General features: G+C 71.7%; 19 protein-coding genes. 7 read left to right on the top strand and 12 right to left on the bottom strand.

The window, feature by feature from the left end; translation table 11 throughout:
• Positions 1-107 precede the first annotated feature (107 nt).
• Positions 108-1,133: a hypothetical protein gene (locus tag RIN75_RS30920; RefSeq protein WP_309115581.1), complete on the top strand. Its 1,026-nt coding sequence runs from the start codon at positions 108-110 to the stop codon at positions 1,131-1,133.
• Between the two features lie 824 nt (positions 1,134-1,957).
• Here RIN75_RS30920 and RIN75_RS30915 read toward each other — a convergent pair.
• The 3 genes from RIN75_RS30915 to RIN75_RS30905 are packed head-to-tail and all read right to left on the bottom strand — an operon-like array spanning position 1,958 to position 5,601.
• Positions 1,958-4,051, bottom strand: a complete 2,094-nt coding sequence (locus tag RIN75_RS30915; RefSeq protein WP_309115580.1) for a hypothetical protein — start codon at positions 4,049-4,051, stop codon at positions 1,958-1,960.
• Complete coding sequence (locus tag RIN75_RS30910; RefSeq protein ID WP_309115579.1) at positions 4,014-4,766, bottom strand: protein phosphatase 2C domain-containing protein; 753 nt, start codon at positions 4,764-4,766, stop codon at positions 4,014-4,016. The genes RIN75_RS30915 and RIN75_RS30910 overlap by 38 nt, the downstream gene beginning before the upstream one ends.
• 1 nt (position 4,767) lies before the next feature.
• On the bottom strand, positions 4,768-5,601 hold the full coding sequence (locus RIN75_RS30905; protein WP_309115578.1) for a VWA domain-containing protein: 834 nt from the start codon (positions 5,599-5,601) through the stop codon (positions 4,768-4,770).
• A gap of 160 nt (positions 5,602-5,761) precedes the next feature.
• On the opposite strand from RIN75_RS30905, the gene RIN75_RS30900 reads away from it, so the two are divergent.
• On the top strand, positions 5,762-6,769 hold the full coding sequence (locus RIN75_RS30900; protein WP_309115577.1) for a cyclase family protein: 1,008 nt from the start codon (positions 5,762-5,764) through the stop codon (positions 6,767-6,769).
• A 914-nt stretch (positions 6,770-7,683) separates the two neighbouring features.
• Here RIN75_RS30900 and RIN75_RS30895 read toward each other — a convergent pair.
• From RIN75_RS30895 to RIN75_RS30875, 5 genes are all read right to left on the bottom strand, one after another.
• Complete coding sequence (locus RIN75_RS30895) at positions 7,684-8,535, bottom strand: trypsin-like serine protease (protein WP_309115576.1); 852 nt, start codon at positions 8,533-8,535, stop codon at positions 7,684-7,686.
• Positions 8,536-8,645: 110 nt separating this feature from the next.
• Positions 8,646-9,155 (bottom strand): NmrA family NAD(P)-binding protein, encoded by a 510-nt coding sequence (locus RIN75_RS30890; RefSeq protein WP_309115575.1) that lies wholly within the window; start codon positions 9,153-9,155, stop codon positions 8,646-8,648.
• Entirely contained in the window at positions 9,152-9,466 is a 315-nt protein-coding gene (locus RIN75_RS30885; protein ID WP_309115574.1) for an NAD(P)H-binding protein, read from the bottom strand. The genes RIN75_RS30890 and RIN75_RS30885 overlap by 4 nt, the downstream gene beginning before the upstream one ends.
• Before the next feature lie 47 nt (positions 9,467-9,513).
• The gene (locus RIN75_RS30880) at positions 9,514-10,014 is read right to left on the bottom strand and encodes an endonuclease/exonuclease/phosphatase family protein (protein WP_309115573.1); all 501 of its coding nucleotides are present in this window, start codon (positions 10,012-10,014) and stop codon (positions 9,514-9,516) included.
• Positions 9,959-10,864: an RNA ligase family protein gene (locus RIN75_RS30875; RefSeq protein WP_309115572.1), complete on the bottom strand. Its 906-nt coding sequence runs from the start codon at positions 10,862-10,864 to the stop codon at positions 9,959-9,961. Before RIN75_RS30875 ends, RIN75_RS30880 begins: the two co-directional genes overlap by 56 nt.
• Before the next feature lie 94 nt (positions 10,865-10,958).
• Here RIN75_RS30875 and RIN75_RS30870 point away from each other — a divergent pair, with 94 nt between their 5' ends.
• The gene (locus RIN75_RS30870; RefSeq protein ID WP_309115571.1) at positions 10,959-11,390 is read left to right on the top strand and encodes a hypothetical protein; all 432 of its coding nucleotides are present in this window, start codon (positions 10,959-10,961) and stop codon (positions 11,388-11,390) included.
• 45 nt (positions 11,391-11,435) lie between these two features.
• Here RIN75_RS30870 and RIN75_RS30865 read toward each other — a convergent pair whose 3' ends face one another.
• Positions 11,436-11,603, bottom strand: a complete 168-nt coding sequence (locus RIN75_RS30865; RefSeq protein WP_309115570.1) for a hypothetical protein — start codon at positions 11,601-11,603, stop codon at positions 11,436-11,438.
• Positions 11,604-11,705: 102 nt separating this feature from the next.
• Positions 11,706-12,359 (bottom strand): helix-turn-helix domain-containing protein, encoded by a 654-nt coding sequence (locus RIN75_RS30860; RefSeq protein WP_309115569.1) that lies wholly within the window; start codon positions 12,357-12,359, stop codon positions 11,706-11,708.
• 85 nt (positions 12,360-12,444) lie between these two features.
• Between RIN75_RS30860 and RIN75_RS30855 the strand changes: the two genes are divergently transcribed.
• Positions 12,445-13,557: an epoxide hydrolase gene (locus RIN75_RS30855; RefSeq protein WP_309115568.1), complete on the top strand. Its 1,113-nt coding sequence runs from the start codon at positions 12,445-12,447 to the stop codon at positions 13,555-13,557.
• Here RIN75_RS30855 and RIN75_RS30850 read toward each other — a convergent pair.
• Complete coding sequence (locus RIN75_RS30850) at positions 13,539-14,582, bottom strand: RNA polymerase subunit sigma-70 (RefSeq protein WP_309115567.1); 1,044 nt, start codon at positions 14,580-14,582, stop codon at positions 13,539-13,541. The genes RIN75_RS30855 and RIN75_RS30850 overlap by 19 nt on opposite strands.
• Positions 14,583-14,655: 73 nt before the next feature.
• Between RIN75_RS30850 and RIN75_RS30845 the strand changes: the two genes are divergently transcribed.
• Positions 14,656-15,012: a nuclear transport factor 2 family protein gene (locus RIN75_RS30845; RefSeq protein ID WP_309115566.1), complete on the top strand. Its 357-nt coding sequence runs from the start codon at positions 14,656-14,658 to the stop codon at positions 15,010-15,012.
• Between the two features lie 73 nt (positions 15,013-15,085).
• Complete coding sequence (locus RIN75_RS30840) at positions 15,086-15,637, top strand: carboxymuconolactone decarboxylase family protein (protein ID WP_309115565.1); 552 nt, start codon at positions 15,086-15,088, stop codon at positions 15,635-15,637.
• Between the two features lie 78 nt (positions 15,638-15,715).
• Here RIN75_RS30840 and RIN75_RS30835 read toward each other — a convergent pair whose 3' ends face one another.
• Positions 15,716-17,107, bottom strand: coding sequence for an FG-GAP-like repeat-containing protein (locus RIN75_RS30835; RefSeq protein WP_309115564.1), 1,392 nt, complete (start codon positions 17,105-17,107; stop codon positions 15,716-15,718).
• Positions 17,108-17,343: 236 nt separating this feature from the next.
• Here RIN75_RS30835 and RIN75_RS30830 point away from each other — a divergent pair, with 236 nt between their 5' ends.
• Entirely contained in the window at positions 17,344-19,362 is a 2,019-nt protein-coding gene (locus RIN75_RS30830) for a hypothetical protein (RefSeq protein ID WP_309115563.1), read from the top strand.
• Positions 19,363-19,792 lie beyond the last annotated feature (430 nt).

Here is a 19,792-nt window from a genome sequence, read left to right as displayed (position 1 = left end):
TACCGCCGACCGCGACCGTCGTCGCGCGCACCCCGGAGGCGGTCCCGTCCGTCGGCACACGCAATTCGGGTGACACCGAGGCGACCGCCCGACCACAATCGGTCGCCGTGACCGAGCCCATCGTCCCGGTGCTGTGGCTGTGCGGCCCGCCCGGGGTCGGCAAGACCACCGTCGGGTGGGCGGTCTACCAGCTACTGCTGGAGTCCGGTGTCGACGCGGGCTATGTGGACGTGGACCAGCTCGGCATCTGCTACCCCGAACCGCCGTCCGACCCGGGTCGTCACCTCGTGCAGGCGCGCAACCTGGACGCGGTGGTCGCCAACTCCGGCCGTCAGTGCGTCGTGGTCTCCGGGGTCGTGGACGTAGAACGCGGCGTGCCCGTCGACCTGATCCCGCACGCGGCGCTCACGCTGTGCCGCTTGCAGGTCGATCCCGAGGAGCACCGCCGCCGCCTGGTGGCCAGGCAGGCCCCGGCGGACATGGTCGACCGGGCACTCGTCGAAGCGGCCGTGCTGGAACCGGGCATCGGGTTCACCGTGGACGCCGGCGGGGCGGTGTCCGACGTCGTGGACCGGGTGCTGCGGCGCGCCGAAGGCTGGTTAGCGCCGGAGCGGGTGCTGTGGCTGTGCGGCGCGACCGCCGTGGGCAAGTCGACCGTCGGTTTCGCGGTCTACCAACGACTCCTGCGCACCGGCCGGACCACCGCGTACGTCGACCTGGACCAGATCGGCCTGCACGGCGAGGTCGACCACCGCCTGCGGGCCGCGATCCTGGCCGCGATGTGGCGCAACTACCGCGCGACCGGCGCCCGGACGCTGGTCCTCACCGGCCCCGTCGAGCCCGACCTCACCCCCTACACCGCGGTCCTCCCGCAGATCACCCTCTACCGCCTGCACGCGACCCGCGACCGCCTGGCCGACCGGATCAGGTCCCGCGCGCGAGGCGAAGGCTGGAACCAGCCGGGCGACCCCATCCGCGACCAGCCAACCACCACCCTGCACCACCTCACCGAACGCGCAGCCGCCGAAGCCGACCTGCTGGACCGCCTCGCCCTCGGCCACCGCATCGACACCGACCACCACGACCCCGACCACCTGGCCGACCTGATCACCACCGACTTCCACACCCGCTGAGCCGCGTGGTCCCCGGACGCCGGTTTGCGGGTCGAACGACCCTCAGAGCGGACACGCGGAGTGCCTGGCGTGGCGGGTGGCGTGATCGTTTCACTCGAAGGTTGGCTCCGATGCTCCGTCTCGTCCTCCCGGTCCTCTGCGTCGCCCTGGCCCTGACCGCCTGCGGCTCGGAACCACCCGCCGCGCCAAGCGGCCCCTCCTCCGAACCCACGACCACCACACCCACCAACCCCAGCTCGCGGCCACCGCGGTTCAGCGAAGCCGGGTGGTACCGCACGCACCCGCTCAAGGTCGAGAACAGCATCCTGGAGACCTCCCTGCTCGGCGGGGCCGTCATCGTGACCGGGCGGACCGAGTCGGACTGGGGCAACCGCAAGCACACCGGCGGCCTCGACCAGGGCTGGTTCGTGGCCTACCGCAAGGACGCGGTGAGCGCCGGCCGGGTCCGCGCGCCCGCCTCCGACTGCACGATGCCGGTGCAGGGCCACGAGAACTACTGCGTCGGGGGCGGGGCCGCCTACGGCATCAGCCTCGGTGGCTCGTCCCCGCCGGGCGAGGGGATCTACCAGTCCACCCGGGTCATGCTGTTCGACCGGAACACCAGCGAGATCGACCCGAGCACCGACTCCGTCCCGGCCGGCCAGAAGTTCCGGGTCGTCCTGGACTCGCGCGTAGTGAGCTACGACCCGGACACCTTCCGGTCCGGCGACCTGGCGATCCTCTGGTTGGACAGCACCACCGGGACAGCCGGATCGACGGCTTCACCACCATGCCGAACGACGCGTTCATCCCCGTCACCTCATGACCGCGCGATCGCGCGCCGCTCAACCCTTGCCGGTGATGGTGAAACGCAAGTACCGCAAGTAGTTCACCAGGTGGAACGAGTCGGCCCGCGCCGTGGCGTCGGACGCGGCGCGGTGGGCGTCCGCCAGGGCTCGGGCGGCTGCGGCGGCCTCGCGGTCGTGGGTGGCGCGGGCGCGGGTGAGGGAGGTGTTGCCGGCCTTGCGTTCGTCGGCTAACAGGGACTGTTCGACGCGCAGGGTTTCCAGCAGGTCGCGGTCGCCCTTCTTGGCGTCCTCCATGACCTGCTCGCGCTGGACGTCCAGCGCCGCGCTCTCGGCCTCGAAGCGCTCGCGGAACGGTCTGCGGTCGGCGGCGGTCAGGTAGGTGGGACGGGCGCGGTTGGCTGCCACCGTCGCCCGTTCGCGCCACTGGTCGATCCGGACCGCCTCCGCCGTGAAGACCCCGCGGACGCGCATCTGGCTGCCGTTGGTGAGGACGAACATGGCCCGCCGGTCCGGCTCGTGGCGCAGGCCGACGAAGTCCGCGGCGGTCCGGATGCCGACCGCGGCCAGGTTGGCGACCTGCGCCGGCTCCAGCCCTTCGACCTCGGCCACGGACGACTTCGCCAACTCGGCCCGCACGTACTGCTTCTGCCGCAACGCGAGCAGCCGCTGCTCCTCCGCGTGCGCCCGCGCCAGCGCCGCCCGCCGGTCCCGCTCGATCCGGTCCAGCCGCTCCTTCACCGACTGCCGGTGCGCGGCCAGGCGGGTGTTGTGCCAGTGCTGGAGGTTCCGGCGCTTGTCGTCCTGCTCCTCCTTGAGCGCCTCGGCCATCTCGGCGAGCCGCCGGCCTTCCTCCTCCAGCAACGCGACCCGGGCGGCGGCCGCGTCCCGGGCGGCCCGCAGCCGCCGGCCCTCCGCACGCGCGGCCCGTGCCCCGCGCCGTTCCGCGCTCACCTCGTAGGCCGCCGTCGTCCACGCCACGACCACAGCCGCGTCCACGGCCGCGACGACCTCGCCCACCAGCCCGAGGGGAACCCCCAACGGCACCAACGCCATCAGCGACCACGAGGCCAGCGTCCGGGTCGCGGGCCGTTCGGCGAACCGCACCAGCGGCGGCGGCGCGGGCATGTGCGGTTCGAGCCGGTCCGCCAGCCACGACGGCAGGACGGTGCCCGCCGGTGCCCCGGGAGACACGGTGTCCAGCGGGCGCAGCGGCGGCGGTTGGGCGCGCTCGGTCAGCAGGACGTCCTCGAAGCGCCGGGCCAGCGCGCGCAGCCCCGGGTCCGGGTGGCTGGTCAGCGTGGCCAGCGGGAACGACCCCGCCGGGTCGGTGAAGTCCGGCTCGGCGAGCAGGAGGTGTTCCGCGTCCTCGTCACGCAATTGCTTCCACAACGCCGGATCGACCGCCAAGGCCACCAACGACAGGTAGACCACCCACGCCGAGAACCGGTCGACCTCCGGCCCGAAGTCGGCGGCGGTCCGGTCGGGCGACTGGTAGTTGCGGTGCCCGGTCTCGGTCGCGGCCATCCCGGCCAGCGCCGGCACGTACATGCCGTCGTAGTCGACCAGCTTCACCACGCCGTCGTCGGTGACCAGGATGTTGCCGTGCTGGAGGTCGCCGTGCCCCACACCCGCCGCCGCCAACCGGCCCATCAGGTCGGCGAACCGCTCGGCGACGCGCGCGAGGGCCGCCGGGTCGTCCAGGTTCCGCTCGATCCACCGGATGAGCCCGATCCCCTCGACCCACTCCATCCGCAGCACCGGGTACCAGGCGCCCTCGACGAGCACCCCCTGGTCGACGTAGTCGAAGCCGACGATCCAGTCGTCGTCCAGGGTCGCCAGGTGCTCGCCGATCGCCCGGTACCGCGCCGCCTGCTCCCGCACCTCGCGGGTGAAGCACTTGACCGCGTACCGGGTGCCGTCGGCGACGGTCAGCGAGAAGACGCCCGCGAAGTTGCCGGAGATGACGCGGGGGCGGCCCAGCGCGTCCAGTTGCACGTCGGCGCCGGCGAGGTCGGTGCCGCGGAAGCACAGCGCGGTGTCCTGGAGCGCGTCGACGTAGGTGGCGCCGGACGGGAACGCGCGACCGGGCTCGTCATCCGAGGTCCACGTGAACGACGGTGACGTCGTCATTGCGCATCAACCCCTCCTCCCGCACCGCGTCCAGCCACCCGGCGAACCCCTCGAGGTCACCCGCGAACCCCCGCAGCACCCGCCACGGCCGCCCACCCCGCGCGTTCTCCCGCAGGAACCACTCGGCGACCGCGTCCGTGCACAGGAAGAACCCGTCACCCGGCTCGGTCGTGCCGGCGGCGATGCGCACGTGCCGGGCGAGCAGGACGGTGTCCCGGTTGAACGCGTTGAACAGCGGCGGCGCGTTGTCGAAGGCGTTCGCCTGATCCAGCGGGAAAGCGCACACCAGCCGCCCGTCCCGCACCTGGAACAGACAACTGTCCCCCAACGCCGCCGCCTCCCACCTCCCCGCGCCGAACCGGGCCGCGAGCACCGTCGCGTGCGGTCCCCGATCCAACTTCGGCTGCTCGTACCACGCAATCGGCCGTCCAGCCGCCTCCCGCCCCACCACGTAGTCGTCGAGCCACGCCTGCCAGGCCAGTCCCGCCACCGCCAACCCGGCGGCGAAGCTCTCGGCGTCCCGGAGCACGTCCGACGCGCTGTCCAGCAACGAGTCGGTGAGCAGGGTGGCCCACTCACCCGCGAGCAGGCTCTCCGACGCCCCGTCGGCCACCGCCGCGAGCACCGTCCCGTCCGCGGACCGGACCCGGCCCGCGTCCTCGCACTCCCGTTCGGTGTTGCCCCGCTTGGGCACGCGGAGGGTCGCGGTGAACACGTCAGCGCAGTTCCGTGGCCCGCGTGCCGATGTCGAGGAACTGGACCACCGACGTGATGTCCGCGTTGTAGACGAACCCGCGGGCCATGTCACCGGCCGGCACGCCTTGCTGGAGCGCGTAGAAGCGCATGTGCTGCGGCAGCAGGCTCGACATCCCGAAGAGCGTGCGCGCGTAGGGGTCGGGCAGGGCCACGTCGGTGTCGGGGAAGGTCACCGGGACCGCGTTCGCGGCCGACACGTGCAGGTTGAACAGCAGGGCGGCGCCGTCCGCGGTCACGTGCGTCTGCACCGCCCAGGCCGCGGTCGCCGGGTCGCCGTCGGTGGACTCGCCGTCGGTCAGGTTGAGCACGATCGGCGGGAAGCAGTCCGGGTGCCGGGCCACCCAGTCCCCCACCAACGCGTCCGCGCGGGCGAGGGCGTGGCACATCGGCGTGGCCCCGTTCGCCACCGGGTCGACCCACACCGGGAAACTGGTGGTCGTCTCCACCAGCCCGCCGGCCCCGTCCGGCACCTTCTTGACCCGCTTCTCCACCCGCGCCGGCTGGTCGGCGACCTGGCTGAGCGGCACCAGGTCCCGCCCGGCGAGCGGCCCGGTGAAGGCCGAGCCCACGGTGTGCCCGTACCCGAGGACGGCGACGTGGAAGTAGTCCCGGACCCCTTCCTCCTTCGCGCACTTCACGCTCAACTCGGCCAGCAACCGGTTGATCGCGTCCGCCACCACCTCGGCCTTCCGCTGCCCACCCCCGCCGATCGGGTCGTTCATCGACGCCGACTGGTCGACGAGGAACACGAAGCAGGACGGGTTGGCCCGACTGATCTCGGCCGAGTAGGTCACGAAGCTCCCCCTATGGACGTCACGCCGCCACAACATCATGCCAACCCCCGGGCATCGGACGGGCGGCACTGGAGACGGGCTAGCGGGCGCTACGACGTTCGGCCGGTCCCGTACGGCCAAAACAGCGGCCTGCGGATGAGCCGCTAGTGTCGTCCGGGTGATGCCCACGCAGGACGACGTGCTCGGGTACTTCACCACGCTGTCCAACTGGGGCCGGTGGGGCGACGACGATCAACTCGGCACCCTGAACCACATCACCGACGACGTCCGGCTCGCGGCGGCGCGGACCGTGCGCCACGGTCGGAGCGTGTCGTGCGCGTGGGAGGTCGCCGTGCCCGGGGACATGGAGCGGTCGACGACGTCCTGCCCGTGCGCCGCCGACATGCCGGGTGCGGAGAACATGCCGGCGCCCGGGTTCCGGAACGACCGGCGCTGGGGCTTTTCGATGGAGCGGCTGGGCATCACGTTCCACGGTAATTCCGTTACCCATGTCGACTCGCCGTGCCACATCTTCTGGGACGGCAAGATGTACAACGGGCGGTCGCACGGGGAGGTGGATGCTGCGACCGGGTCGGGGTGGGCGGCTGTGACGGCGGCGGCGAACGGGATCGTCACGCGGGGTGTGCTGCTGGACGTTGCGAAGGTGCGTGGTGTGCCGTGGTTGGAGCCCGGGGAGGGTGTGTTTCCCGAGGATCTTGAGGAGGCTGAGCGTCGGCAGGGGGTGAGGGTGCGGTCTGGGGATGCGGTGCTCTTGCGGACCGGGTATGGGCGGGTCCGGGGTGACGTGGGTGGGGTCGGCGGTTTTGAGCAGGCTGGGTGGCATGCGTCTTGCTTGCCGTGGCTGCATGAGCGGGAGGTCGCGTTGATCGGTGCGGACACTCCGCAGGACGTTCAGCCGTCGGGGTATGCGGACGTGTTGATGCCGGTGCACGCTGTGGGCCTGGTTGCGATGGGGCTGTGGTTGCTCGACAACTGTGATTTGGAGGCGTGCGCGGCGGTGGCTGAGGAACTTGGTCAGTGGGAGTTCCAGCTCGCGGTCGCTCCGGTCCGGTTCGCCGGCACTTCCGGCAGTCCCGTCAACCCGATCGCTACTTTTCTGATTCAAGCGCTTCAAGCGTTTCAAGCGCTTCAAGAGACTTTGGACGCGCTTCGCGCTCTCAAGATGTGACGCGCTGACGCGCTCTCAAGATCAAAAGCGGGCCTGGAGGCCCCCGGGGGGGGGGAAGGGCGTCGGTCTGCCCCCGCACGGCCTGCCGGAGGCAACCACGCTTTGGCCTTCTCCGCAACCGGTAAAGCGTGGTTGCGGAGAAGACCAAAGCGAGGTTGGGCTGCGCCCAGGCCGTACGGGGGCAGACCGAGGCCCTTCCTGTGGCTTGGCAGCCCGGTGCGCGCCTTCGGCGCAAAAGCGCCCCGGCAGGTGGGTGGTGCGGTGGGCGGGCGGCTGGACCCTGCGCCGACTGGACCCTGCGCCGACTGGACCCTGCGCCGGGTGGGCGGTGCGGCGGGCTCGACGGTGCGGCGGGCTCGACGGTGCGGCGGGCTCGACGGTGCGGCGGGCTCGACGGAACGCAGGTGGGCGTTGCGGTGGCTCGGCATTACGGCGGTGCGGCGGCTGGGTGGTGCGCCAGCCCGGCGATACGGCGGCCCGGCGATACGGCGGCCCGGCAGTGCGGCGGCCCGGCAGTGCGCCGGCTCGGCGGCCCACAGTAGGGCCAGCCCCGCAGTAGGCCGGCTCGGCAGTAGGCCAGCTCGGCGGCCCGGTGGTGCGGCGGCTGGGTGGTGCCGTGGACGGACGGCTGGGTGGCGCCTGCCCGGGTGGATGGTGCGGTGGGTGGGCGGGTGCGGAATGGGGCGTTTCCGTGGTTCGCGGCGCGCCGGGCTGTGGCCTCGGGCCCCGTCTCCATTGTCCCACGAGGGACCGACAATCCCGGCTGAGCGCCCCCTGGGGCTCATTCTCCCACGAGACACCGTCAGTCGTGGCCGGGCGGCGAAACCCGGCCGCCCGGCCACGAGAGACGGGAAACAGGAAACGGGAAACGAGGGCGGCTCAGCCCTTTGTGGACCGGGCCGCGAAGCGAGTGGTCAGGGCAGGCGGACGTAGGGGGTTAGGAAGGTGCGGGCTGAGGGGGTGTCCAGGCGGTAGACGACGTTGGTGGCGTAGCACGGGGCGTCGCCGGTGATGGTGGTGGCGACCAGCGTTCGGGTGCCGTCGATGGTGGCGAAGTTCGGGCCGCCCGAGTCGCCGTAGCACGCACCGCCGTAGCCCTGGGACTCGATCATCGACAGGCGCAGCCACGTGTTGTTGAGCGCGTTGAAGCCCAGCGGGGCCTTCATCCTCGTGCCGCCGCCCGGGTGGGTGTGGCCGCCGGGCGCGTTCAGGGCTTCCTCGGTGCCGTAGCCGACCACCGAGTACTCGATGTCGTCCAAGGCCTGCGGACCCAAGGCGTCGAGTTTGCCGGCGGTGGGGAGCGTGGCGGGGGTGAAGGACCAGCGGGCGGCCATTTGCTTGGCGGGGACCTCTACCACGGCGATGTCGTGCGAATCCGCCGAGTTGCCGGGGTAGGACGGGTCGTTGTGGGCCACGCCCTGGACGCCGACGGCCGCCGCCTTTTGGGCCGGCGTGCCGGGAGCGGCGTCCAGCGCCGACTGGACGTCCTGGAGGAGGGAGACGTAGAACTTCACGTTGGCCGGCCAGTCGGTGGTGCAGTGGGCGGCCGTCAGGAACGTGTCGCGGTCGATCATCGTCCCGCTGCACACCCAGTCGACCCGGTCCGGGGTGGCGGGGTTGTTGTCGTTGTCCCAGGTGGCGACCAGTGCGCCGACCTCGGTGCGCTCCGGCGCCGGAGTCGCGTTGTACGTGTTGATCGCGGACGCGGGTGTCGCGGTCGCTGCGGCGAACGCGACCACGGCTGCGGCCACGGTGGCTGTGCGCATGGGCACTCCCTTGCTGCGTGCGGCGTGAGAGCGCGATTGAACCCCGCTTCCGCCGCCCGCGACACCCTCTTCCGACCGTTGACAGATGCCAGGGAACCCTGCACTGTCCTTTATGGACGCGTGAACTCGGCGGCGTGCGCTTGTGCCCACTGCTCGAAGGTGCGGGCCGGACGGCCTGTCACGTCCACGACGTCGGAGCGCACCTCCGACTCGTCCAGCTTGCCCTCGACGTAGAAGCTGAAGAACGCCTCGACGTACTGCGCGGGCATGGCCGCTTCGAGTTCGGCTCGGGTTTCGGCGTCGGAGAGTGGGACGGCGGTCAGGTTTCGGTTGAGCACCTCGGCCAGTACGGCCAGCTGGTCGGCGGGCTTCATCGGTTCGTGGCCGGTCAGGTTGTAGATCCGGCCTCCGTGGGTGTCGTCGGTCAACGCGCGAGCGGCCACGGCACCGATGTCGGCCGGGTCCACGCACGCGGCCACGACGTCGGGGAACTGCACGCGGACGGTGTTTCCTTCGGCCAATTGGGGCAACCACCGCAGGGCGTTCGACATGAAGGCCCGCGGGCACAAGAACGTCCAGGCCAGGCCGGACTCCCGCACCCCGCGCTCGGCCAGGGTCATGTGCGCGACACGGCGTTGTCCATGTCCTCCAGCGTCGCCGAACCACCCGACAGCAGCACCACCCGCCGCACGCCGGCGTCCCGCGCCCGAGCCGGCAACCGGTCCGCGCCGGCGTACCCGGGCATCGGGAACAGGGTTCCCACGCCGTCCAGCGCGATGCTGTCCGGGTCGTTCAAGTCGCCCACGACGGCCTCGACCCCGTCCGGCAGCACCGCGTCCGATTTGCGCACCAACGCCCGGACCGGCGCACCCGCCAGCGCGTCGACCACGGCGGACCCGACGTTGCCGGTGGCTCCGGTGACCAAGTACATGGCTCCCCCAGTGAGTGGGCCCGCGAGCATGCGCGCCGCCGCGCGCCTCAGTGCAGAGGTTTGACCTCGACCTCCACGCCGTAGTGGTCGGACACCGGCTCCGACGTGCCCCGCAACTCCGCCCGCAACGCCCGCAGCCCGCGCACGAAGACCCGGTCGCGCCGGTCCGCCTGGCCGGTCAGCGACGACACCGCCGCCAGCGGGTTCGCCACCGGGTCGAACGTCGGCGTGTCGTCGCCGCGCACCGCCGTCCACGCGTCCTGCAAGCCCAGCACCCGGCCGGGCAGGTCGGTTCCGTCGTTGAAGTCGCCCAGCACGACCACCGGACAGTCCACATCGGACAGACACTCGGCGACGTCCGCCAACTCCTCCGCCCGCCGCACACCCTGCCCGGTGTGGTCGCTGGTCAGGTGGGTCGTCGCGACCACGACCGGCCCGGTGGCCGTCTCGACGACCATGGCCGCCAACGCCTTGTGCGGACCCAGGGAGTGCCTACCGGCCTCCGCCACGGGCACCCGGCTGAGCAGGACAAGGCCGGTGTCGTTCACCGATCGGTCCACCACGTCGACCGAGTAGCGCTCCCGCACCCAGGGCGCGGCGAGCAGCATCGCGAGCGGCACCCGGTGCGACAAGGTCGCCAGCACCCCGGCCAGTCGGGCGTCCCCGGTCCGGCAGGTCCAGCCGCGCCAACGCGTCCTCCGCGCCGTCCGCCAGGCCCACCGCGGCGAGAAGCGCGGGCACGTCGATCGGCAGGCCCGCGCGCACGTCCCACAGCGGACCAGCAGCACCACGACCGTTGGGCGCCACCGGTCCGGACATCCAGTGCCGGTCGGTCTGAACGTGGTTCGGGCGCACCCACTTCGCCACACGGGCGGGGAACTCGGCCCGGTGGAACCCGTCGACCGTGCGCACCACGTACCCCTCCTGCCGGGACGGGTCCAGCCGCAGCGCCCGCAGCGCGCGCTCGTCGAACACCCCGCGCCACAGCACCGGGGGCACCGGGATCCCGAGCCGCCGGGTGAACCGGACCGTCTCGTCCCAGCCCGGGCAACGGTCCCCGTCCCACACCGAAAACGCGTAGAACCAGCTCGCCAGGTCGTCGTAGCCCAGGGAGTGCCGCGCGTGCATGTTCTCGCCGCACACCCGCCACCCGACCGGGATCGAACCCGACACCGCGCCGTGCAACGCCTTGACCCACGCCCGCGACGGGTGGTGCGCCGAGTCGAGCGACCGGGCGTGCAGCCGGTCCCGGTACAGCGTGGTGTTCTCGCCGTCGCGCTTCTCGGTCACCACGACCTCGCGCCCCACGAACCCGCCGAGGTCGGCCAACCGCACGTCGTCCGCCGTCGCACCCGGCGACCACGGCAGGTGCGAAGTGCGTGGATACCGCACCCTCATGATCCCGATCCCTCCGACGACGAGACGGGATCGTAGAAGCGGCTCCACGGCGATTACCAACCAGTTCCGCACCACTGGAGACCCGGTTGCCACCATGATGATCCCTGCGACATCGGACGAGTGGAAGGCCGCCACCATGACGACCACCCCCGCCACCCGGAGCACCGGCCGCAAGTTGGCCAGGTTCGTCGGGCACTACCTGGAGATGGTCGTCGCCATGCTCGTCGGCATGATGGTGCTGGGGATGCTGTGGCCGGCCTCGTGGACCGCGAAGGTCGAGGTCGGGGCGTTGCTGATGGCCACCGACATGACGGTCGCGATGGCGCTGTGGATGCGGATCCGGAAGCACTCGTGGCCGCGCATCTTGGAGATGTCCGCCGCGATGTACTTGCCGTTCGTGGCGCTGTTCGTGCCGTACTGGCTGGGGGTGCTGTCCGGCGACGCGCTGATGGTCGCCGCGCACGTGATCATGTTCCCGCTGATGCTCGCCGCGATGCTGTGGCGGCGCGCGGACTACTGGCACTGAGGCGCCAGGCCCCTGGCGCGGATGAGCCAGGGGCCTGGCCGCGGGTCAGCCGCCGAGGCCGCCGAGCAGCGGGCCGAGGAAGCCCATCAACGGCTGCACCAGCGCGGTCGGGCCGCCGGCGGCGATACCGGTGGGCGGCGCGGCGTTGGCGACCGGCGCGGCGAGGACGAGGGCGGCGGCCGTCGCGAGGACGAGCTTGCCAAGAGTGCGCATGGGGACTCCGAACGGTTGCGTTGGACGAACAACCGAGGATGCTGGCCCAGACCCGCCGCGCGCGCGATCCGAACCGCCAAGGTCAACACGGTCGGGTGACATTCAGTCCACAGAGGACTCCCGGGGCTGCCAGCGCCAGGCGAAGTCGCCGGCGTGCGGCGGCGGGCCGGGCAGGTCGGGCTCGCCGGTGCGCCCCAGGCTCTCCACCATCATCGTCAGCACGCGCCGGCGCAGCTCGCGGGTCCGCTCGGCGTCGGGGAGGCGGATCGCGGCACAGCTCTCCAGCACCAGACCCAGGTCCTCGACGACGGCGTCCGGGCGCAGCCGGCCCGACGACCGGGCGCGGTCGACCAGGGCGGCGGCCAGCCGGGCGGCCCGCCGGGAGTCCTCGAACATCTCCGGGGTCGGGGTGAACGTGCCGGCCAGGTGCACGGTCAGCGAGTGCACGTCCGCGTCCACCACCCGGTCCAGGAACCCGGCGAACGCGGCCCACGCGTCCGGCTCCTCCAGCGCGGCCTCCGCCTCGGCGATGTAGCGGCGCAGCCCGTCGTGGCACAGCTTGCGCAGCATGTCCTCCTTGCCGGGGTAGCGGCGGTAGAGGGCGCTGATCCCCACGCCCGCGCGCTTGGCCACGGCCGCGATCGGCGCCTTCGGGTCGGCCATGAACACCTCGCGCGCCGCGTCGAGGATCACCTGGTCGTTCTGGGCCGCCTGACGGCGGCGACCGGGCAGGCCGGTCTCGGGGGGTGACGACATGGTCACCAGACTAACACTTGGAACGGATCGTTCCGCTCTGCTACAGTGAAACGGAACAAAGCGTTCCGTTCCGAAGGAGAGAGCCATGACGAACACCGAGATCCGCCCCTTCCGCGTCGAGGTCCCGCAGGCTCAGCTCGACGACCTGGCCGACCGCCTGCGCCGCGCGCTGTGGCCGGCGGAGTTGCCCGGTGTCGGCGACGCGTACGGCGTGCCCGGCGACCGGGTCCGGGGCCTCGCGCGGTACTGGGCGGAGGAGTTCGACTGGCGGGCCTTCGAGGCGCGGCTCAACGCCCACCCGCAGTTCGTCACCGAGATCGACGGCGAGGACATCCACTTCCTGCACGTCCGCTCGTCCCGCCCGGACGCCACCCCGCTGGTCCTGACCCACGGCTGGCCCGGCTCGATCGTCGAGTACCTGGACGTCATCGCCCCGCTGACCGAGCCCGCCGCCGACCGGCCCGCCTTCCACGTGGTGATCCCGTCCCTGCCCGGCTTCGGGTTCTCCGGCCCGACCCGCAGCACCGGGTGGAACCGCCACCGCACCGCGGCGGCCTGGGTCGAGCTGATGCACCGCCTCGGCTACGAGCGCTACGGCGCGGTCGGCAACGACGGCGGCTCGATGGTCTCCCCCGAGATGGGCCGCCTCGACCCCGAGGGCGTGATCGGCGTGCACGTCACCCAGATCTTCTCGTTCCCCTCCGGCGACCCGGCCGAGTTCGCCGGGCTGAGCGAGGCCGACATGGCCGCCGTGCAGCACCTCCAGTGGTTCTACGAGAACAAGTTCTCCTTCAACCAGGTGCACAGCCAGCAGCCGACCACCCTGGCCTACGCCCTGTCCGACTCCCCCGTCGGCCTGCTGGGCTGGAACGCGCAGCTGTTCGACGAGAACCTGGACCCCGAGTTCGTCGTGGCGAACGTGGCGGTGCACTGGCTGACCGGCACCGCCGGGTCGGCGATCCGCTTCTACTACGAGGACGCCCACACCGCCGAGCAGCCGACCGGACCGACCACCACCCCGATCGGGCTGTCCATGTTCGCCGGCGACTTCCAGTCCATCCGCGCCTTCGCCGAGCGCGACCACAAGAACATCGTCAGCTGGAACTCCTACACCGGCCCCGGCGGCCACTACGCGGCGCACGAGGCGACCGACGTCCTGGTCGCCGACATCCGCCAGTTCTACGCGAAGCTCAGCTGATCGCCCTCGGACGGGGCCGGTCCCGGTGACCGGCCCTTTCGGCGTGCGTCAACGGTTTCCGGCAGGCCGAAGTGGTCGAAGACGGTGTTGTCGTGGAACCGCGTGACCCGGCTGATCCGGTCGCCGGACAACGTCAGCACGATCATGCCCGCGCGGTGGGCCGTGTCCGCGCCGGGTTCCGCGTGGTAGCAACCGAAAGCCGGTTGGGTGTTGGCGCGGACGGGCAGCAGGTGGACGGCGCGCGCTCCCCGCCACGCCGTGCTGACGCGCAGGAACTCCGCGATCCCCGGGCCTTGGTACTCGTGCGGCGCGGGCGGCATGCTCAGCCAGGCCTCGTCGCTGAGCAGGGCCACGACGGCGTCGACGTCCCCCGCGGTGAACGCGTCGGCGAACCGGCGGGTCAAGGCCTGTTCCTCCGGCGAACCCGGGGACGGCGGCCCGACGCCGCGGTGCCGGTCGAGGGTGGCGCGGGCGCGTTGCAGAGCGCCCTTGACCGCGGTCTCGGTGGTGCCGAGCAGGGACGCGACCTCGGCCGCCGGGTAGCCCAGCACGTCGCGCAGCACGAGGGTGGCCGCCTGCCTCGGCGGGAGCAGCTGCAAACCGGTGATGAACGCCAGTTCCACCGCCTCCCGACCGGCGTAGCGGGCCTCCGGACCGGGCGCCGGGTCCACCACGGTCTCGGGGTAGGGCTGCAACCACGTCACGTCCCCGCGCCGAGTCGGCTCGGGCGGCACGAACGGCGGCACCGGCTCGGGCGGTCGGCGGCGGCCGTGGTCGCGCAGGACGTTGAGGCAGCGGTTGGTGGCGATGCGGTACAGCCACGTCCGCACCGACGCCCGCCCCTCGAAGCCGCCCACCCCGCGCCACGCGGCCAGCAGCACCTCCTGCACCGCGTCCTCGGCGTCGGCCACCGAACCCAGCAGCCGGTAGCAGTGCAGCCGCAACTCCTCGCGGTGCGGTGCGACGAGTTCCCGGAAGGCGTCGGCGTCCCCCGCCTGCGCGCGGTCGAGCACGGTCTGACCCACCCGGACATCCTGCCACCGAAGATTTCCCGGCCGAGTGCGTTCCGTTCGAGTCGTGGGTGGTGTCGGTACGAGCATGAAGAACGCACAGGACACCGCACTGGCCTACTTCAAGGCCTGGACCGGCCAGGACTTCGACCTCGCCATGACCTACATCGCCGACGACGTGGTGGTCGACGCGCCGCCCGGCCGCATCGAGGGCGCGGAGGCGTTCCGCGGGTTCATGGGGCCGTTCGCCCAGACCGTCCAGGACTCGGCGCTGCTCGCCGCCTTCGGCGACGAGGACACCGCAGTGCTGGTCTACGACACGCGGACCGCCCAGGTCCCCAGCGCGCCGGGGGCCGAGCACGTGACCGTCCACAACGGCCGGATCACGCACATGCGGATCATCTTCGACCGCCTGCCGTTCGAGGTGGCGCGGCGGAACGGCTGAGGGCGTTGCGCGGATGATCGGGTGCCGGCTATCTTGAACCGGTCGTTCCAAGATAGCCAGGAGGTCGCCTGACATGGCGGAGTTCACCCTGCACGACGAGACCACCGCCCCCGAGGGCGCCCGGCCCGCGCTGGCCGCCGCCAAGCGCCGCATGGGTTTCGTGACGAGCCTGAACGCGGTGATGGCGGAGTCGCCGGAACTGCTCGCCGGGTACAACGCGCTGGCCGAGCAGTTCGGCAAGTCGTCGCTGCCGGAGCCGGCCAAGCACGTCGTGCTGATCACGACGAGCGTGCTCAACGGCTGCGAGTACTGCGTGGCCGCGCACACCACGGTCGCGTTGAAGGCCGGCGTCGACCAGGCGGTCGTCGAGGCGCTGCGGGCTGGGAAGGGGCTGGCCGACGAGGAGTTGGAGGAGGTCCGGGCGCTGACCGAGTCCATGGTCACCGACCGGGGCTGGGTGTCCGACGAGCGGGTCGAGCGGTTCCTGGCGGCGGGCTACACCAAGCGGAACCTGCTCGACGTGGTCCTGGGCGTGGGCGTCAAGACGCTGTCCAACTACACCAACCACATCGCGCACACCCCGCTCGACCCGGCGTGGGCCGACCAGGCCTGGTCCCGCGACTGACCGGCGCGGTGGCGGAGCCGGGACACCCGGGGCCGGCTCCGCCACCCCACTCAGCCGGCGCGCGGCTTCTTCCGCGTGTCAGAACGCGACGCGGATGGTGACCGTGGCCGGCGGTGAGACCGCGCCGGCCGCGTCGACCACCTGGTAGGTGAACGAATCGGCCCCGGCCGACACCGACCGGGCCTGGTAGTGGAACGAACCGTCGGCGGCCAGGGTGAGCGTGCCGTGCCGGGGGCCGCTGACCAGCCGTGCGGTGAGCGGACCGCCGTCCGGGTCGGTGTCGTTGCCCAGCACGCCCGGCGCGGGCACCCGCAACACCGACGACCACACCGGCCGCGTGAAGGTGTCGTCGACGGCCGCCGGCGGGCGGTTCACCGGGGTCGTGTTGAGCCGCACGACCACGCTGCTGGTGGCCAGGTCGGGCCGCCCGTCGGCGTCGAGGTCGGCGGCCACGAACAGGTTCGGCAGGTCCGGCCCGAACAGCACGGGCGCCGCGAACGCGCCCCCGCCAAGGTTGCGCACCACGGACAACCCGTTGAGGCTGCGCGCGAGCACATCAGGCCGCCCGTCCACGTCGACATCCGCGAGCACCGGATCCGCCGCAGTCGGGTCGGGGCTGAGCACGACCGCCCGCGGCGCGCCGAGCGTCCCGGCACCGCCTCCCGCGCGCACCTCCCCCGGCGCGTCGAGGTTCGCCACGACCAGGTCCGCCCGACCATCACCGTCGACATCACCCAACGCCGCCCCCATCGCCTCCCTGCCGAGCCGCGTGCCGGCCGCGCCGAACGTGCCGTCACCCCGACCGGTCAGCACCCACACCTCGGTCGACGTGGTCGCCACCAGGTCGGGCCTGCCGTCCCCGTCGAGGTCGTCCAGCCCCAGCCCCACCACGCGGTCGCTCACCGTGCCGAACGCGGCGGCGGGCCGCGGGGCGAACCCGCCGGCACCGTCGTTGATCAGCACCGTCACCCCGGGCGTCGCGCCACCGGACGAGCGTCCGACCGCGAGGTCCGGATCGGTGTCCCCGTCGAGGTCGCCAACCACGACCGCCTGCCCGTAGCCACCGCCCAGCCCGTGCCTGGCGCGCTCCACGAACGTGCCGTCACCCTGACCGGACAGCACGAGCAGCTCGCCGTAGTAGTCGTCGGCGACCGCGAGGTCGGCCTTGCCGTCCCGGTCGAAGTCAGCCGCCGCCGGCACCCGCGTAGGCACCCGCACAGGGTCCTTGCGCACGGTGAACCCGCCCGCGCCGTCGCCGAGGAACACCGACAGCACCGCCTCGCCTTGGTTCGCCACAACGAGGTCGACCCGCCCGTCACCGTTGACGTCGCCGGCGGTGATCCCGTGCGGCCGGTGCCCCGCCGGGAACACCACCGGCGGCGCGAACGCAACCTCCCCCTCATCCGCCTCCGCCACACCAGGCACCACCGCCAGCACCCCGACCACCGCCACCACAACCGCACCCCGCACGAGACCCTCCCCGGCTCGAACGTTCCTCCCCAACACCTTCGTACCAGGCCACCCCATCACCCGATGACGTCCGAACGACCCACACCAGCCCGAATTTCACGCCGCGCGACGGACGGGCTCCAGCGGCCGGGTGACGCCGGGACACGGTCCAGCGAATCCGCCGGGCACGGCGCGGTGGGGCCGCACAGCCCGTGGCAGTGTCGACCGGCGGACGGACCTGAGGTCGGGAGAGTGCGATGAGCCGACACATCGGCGAGGAACGACACACGGACCTGTGGGCGGGCACGAGCCCCGCACCAGCCCCCACCCCGGCCGAACGCCGAACCCCACCCACACCCCCGGAGTTCGACCACACCCCACCCGAGGCCAACCAAACCCCACCCGCTTTCACCACCGCCACCACGACACCCACCCACAGCACCACAACCACCCCGAGCCCCACGACCACACCCACCCCGCCACCCACACCCCGCCGCTCGGAGCGCCCCTCCCCCCAGCACACCACCCCCGAGCGCGTCGCCCCCACCCCACCGGAACCGTCCACTTGGGACGAACCAACCGACCGCGACTTCGTCATCCCCGCCGACGGCTTGACCGCCCAGCAGCGCAAACACGCGCTGACCAAGCTGGAGACCTACCTGGTCGGCAAGCACGAGCACATGGTCGGCTTCCAGGGCAACCAGGACATGGGCCACGCCCAGCAGGACCTGGCCCGGTTCCTCGACTTCCACCTCAACAACGTCGGCGACCCGTTCCAGCAGGGCAACTACATGCCCAACACCAAGGTCGTGGAACGCGCCGTGCTGGACCGCTACGCCGAGCTGTGGCGCGCCGAGTGGCCCTACGACGCCAAGAACCCCGACAGCTACTGGGGTTACGTGCTCACCATGGGCTCCACCGAGGGCAACCTCTACGCCCTGGCCACCGCCCGCGACTACCTGTCGGGCCGCAAGCTGATCGGCGACCCGGGCGGCGTCAACCCGCAGATGGTCTACGTGCAGGCAGCGACCCCGGCCTCGGCCGTCCCCACGGCCCGTGACGGCGCTGCACCCACCGCCGACCCGCGCAACGCCTACCGCCCGGTGGCGTTCTACTCCGAGGACACGCACTACTCGGTGATCAAGGCCGTGCGGACGCTGGCGATCGACACGTTCGGCGCGATCGGCACGGCCGAGTACCCGAACCAGTGCCCGATCGCCGACCGGTGGCCGCTGGAGGTGCCGTCGAAGGGCGGCCCGGACGGCAGTGGCGAGATCGACGTGGACAAGCTGGAGCAGTTGGTCCGGTTCTTCGCCGAGCGCGGCCACCCGATCCTGCTGCTGCTCAACTTCGGCACCACGTTCAAGGGCGCGTACGACAACGTCGAGAAGGTGGCGGCCCGCCTGGTCCCGATCTTCCGCCGGCACGGCCTGCTGGAGCGCGACATCGAGTTCGAGCCCGGCCGCACCGACCGCCGGCGTGGTTTTTGGGTGCACGTCGACGGGGCGTTGGGCGCGGGGATCATGCCGTTCCTGCGGTGCGCGGCCGAGGAGGGCCCGCACAGCGAGCTGGCCATGGCGTTGCGGCGGGAGCTGAAGGGCAAGGTCCCCGAGTTCGACTTCGGCCTGCGGGTGGAGGGCGTGGACGTCGTCGGCTCGCTGGTGATGAGCGGCCACAAGTGGGCGGGAGCGCCGTTCCCGTGCGGTGTCTTCATGACGAAGAACAAGTTCCGCGTCGAGCCCGCCGCGACCCCCGCCTACACCGGTTCACCGGACACCACTTTCGCCGGTTCCCGCAACGGCCTGTCCCCTCTGGTGCTGTGGAACCACTTGGCGGCCAAGTCCGTGCGCGGCCACGCCACCGCCGCCGTGGCCGCCCTGCGCCGAACCCGTTACCTCGAAAGCGCCCTGCGCGAACTGGAAGACCGCCTGGACCGCGAGGACCGCCTACCGGAGGGCGGCCTCTACGTGGACCGCAGCCCAATGGCCCTGACCGTCCGCTTCCGACGTCCGAACGATGAAATCATCGCCAAGTGGTCGCTGTCCTGCCAGCCCATGCACACCAATGCGGGCGAACTGCGCCAATACGCCCACGTCTTCGCGATGCCGCACTTGACCGAGGAGAAGATCGACCAGTTCATGGAAGACCTCTTCGCCGAGAACGCCTTCCCGACCCACAACATCCCGGGCCCCGCACCCACCACAACCGCGACCACGTTCGCTCCGGACGTCCAGCCACTGGCCCTCGTCCCGACCACCGGCCGAGGCTTCCAGTAGCCACCGGCGGTCGACCGCACGCAGCCACCTCCCTACCCACCGGGCCGCTTTCGCCCGCGCAGCGCGGTCGCTTTCGCCCGCGCAGCGGGCTGCTTTTAGGCGCGCGCAGCGCGGTCGCTTTTGGCTTTTCCGCCCTCCCCGTATGGCCTGCCCGAAGGGCTACCACAGATTTCCCGGGTGCCGCCGAAATTTTTTGTGAGGAACGAGCAAAAAATTTTAGCGGCACCCGGGAAATCTGTGGTGGGCTCCGCCAGGCCGTACGGGGAGGGCGGAAAGCCCCGCTTTTGCTTTTCCTCCCCCGGCGGCCTCCCAAGCCCGCTTTTCATCTTGAGAGCGCGTCAGCGCGTTCGCTTGTGAAAGCGGTTTAAGAGCTTTGAAAAACGCGCGTAGCGCTCTCAAGAAAACGCGCTGACGCGCTCTCAAGATCAAA

It is taken from the genome of Saccharothrix sp., from assembly GCF_031180885.1.
In the GTDB taxonomy this organism is placed as follows: domain Bacteria; phylum Actinomycetota; class Actinomycetes; order Mycobacteriales; family Pseudonocardiaceae; genus Actinosynnema.
The sequence above is the reverse complement of the archived record's forward strand: the minus strand, read 5'-3'. Positions and strand labels throughout refer to the sequence as shown.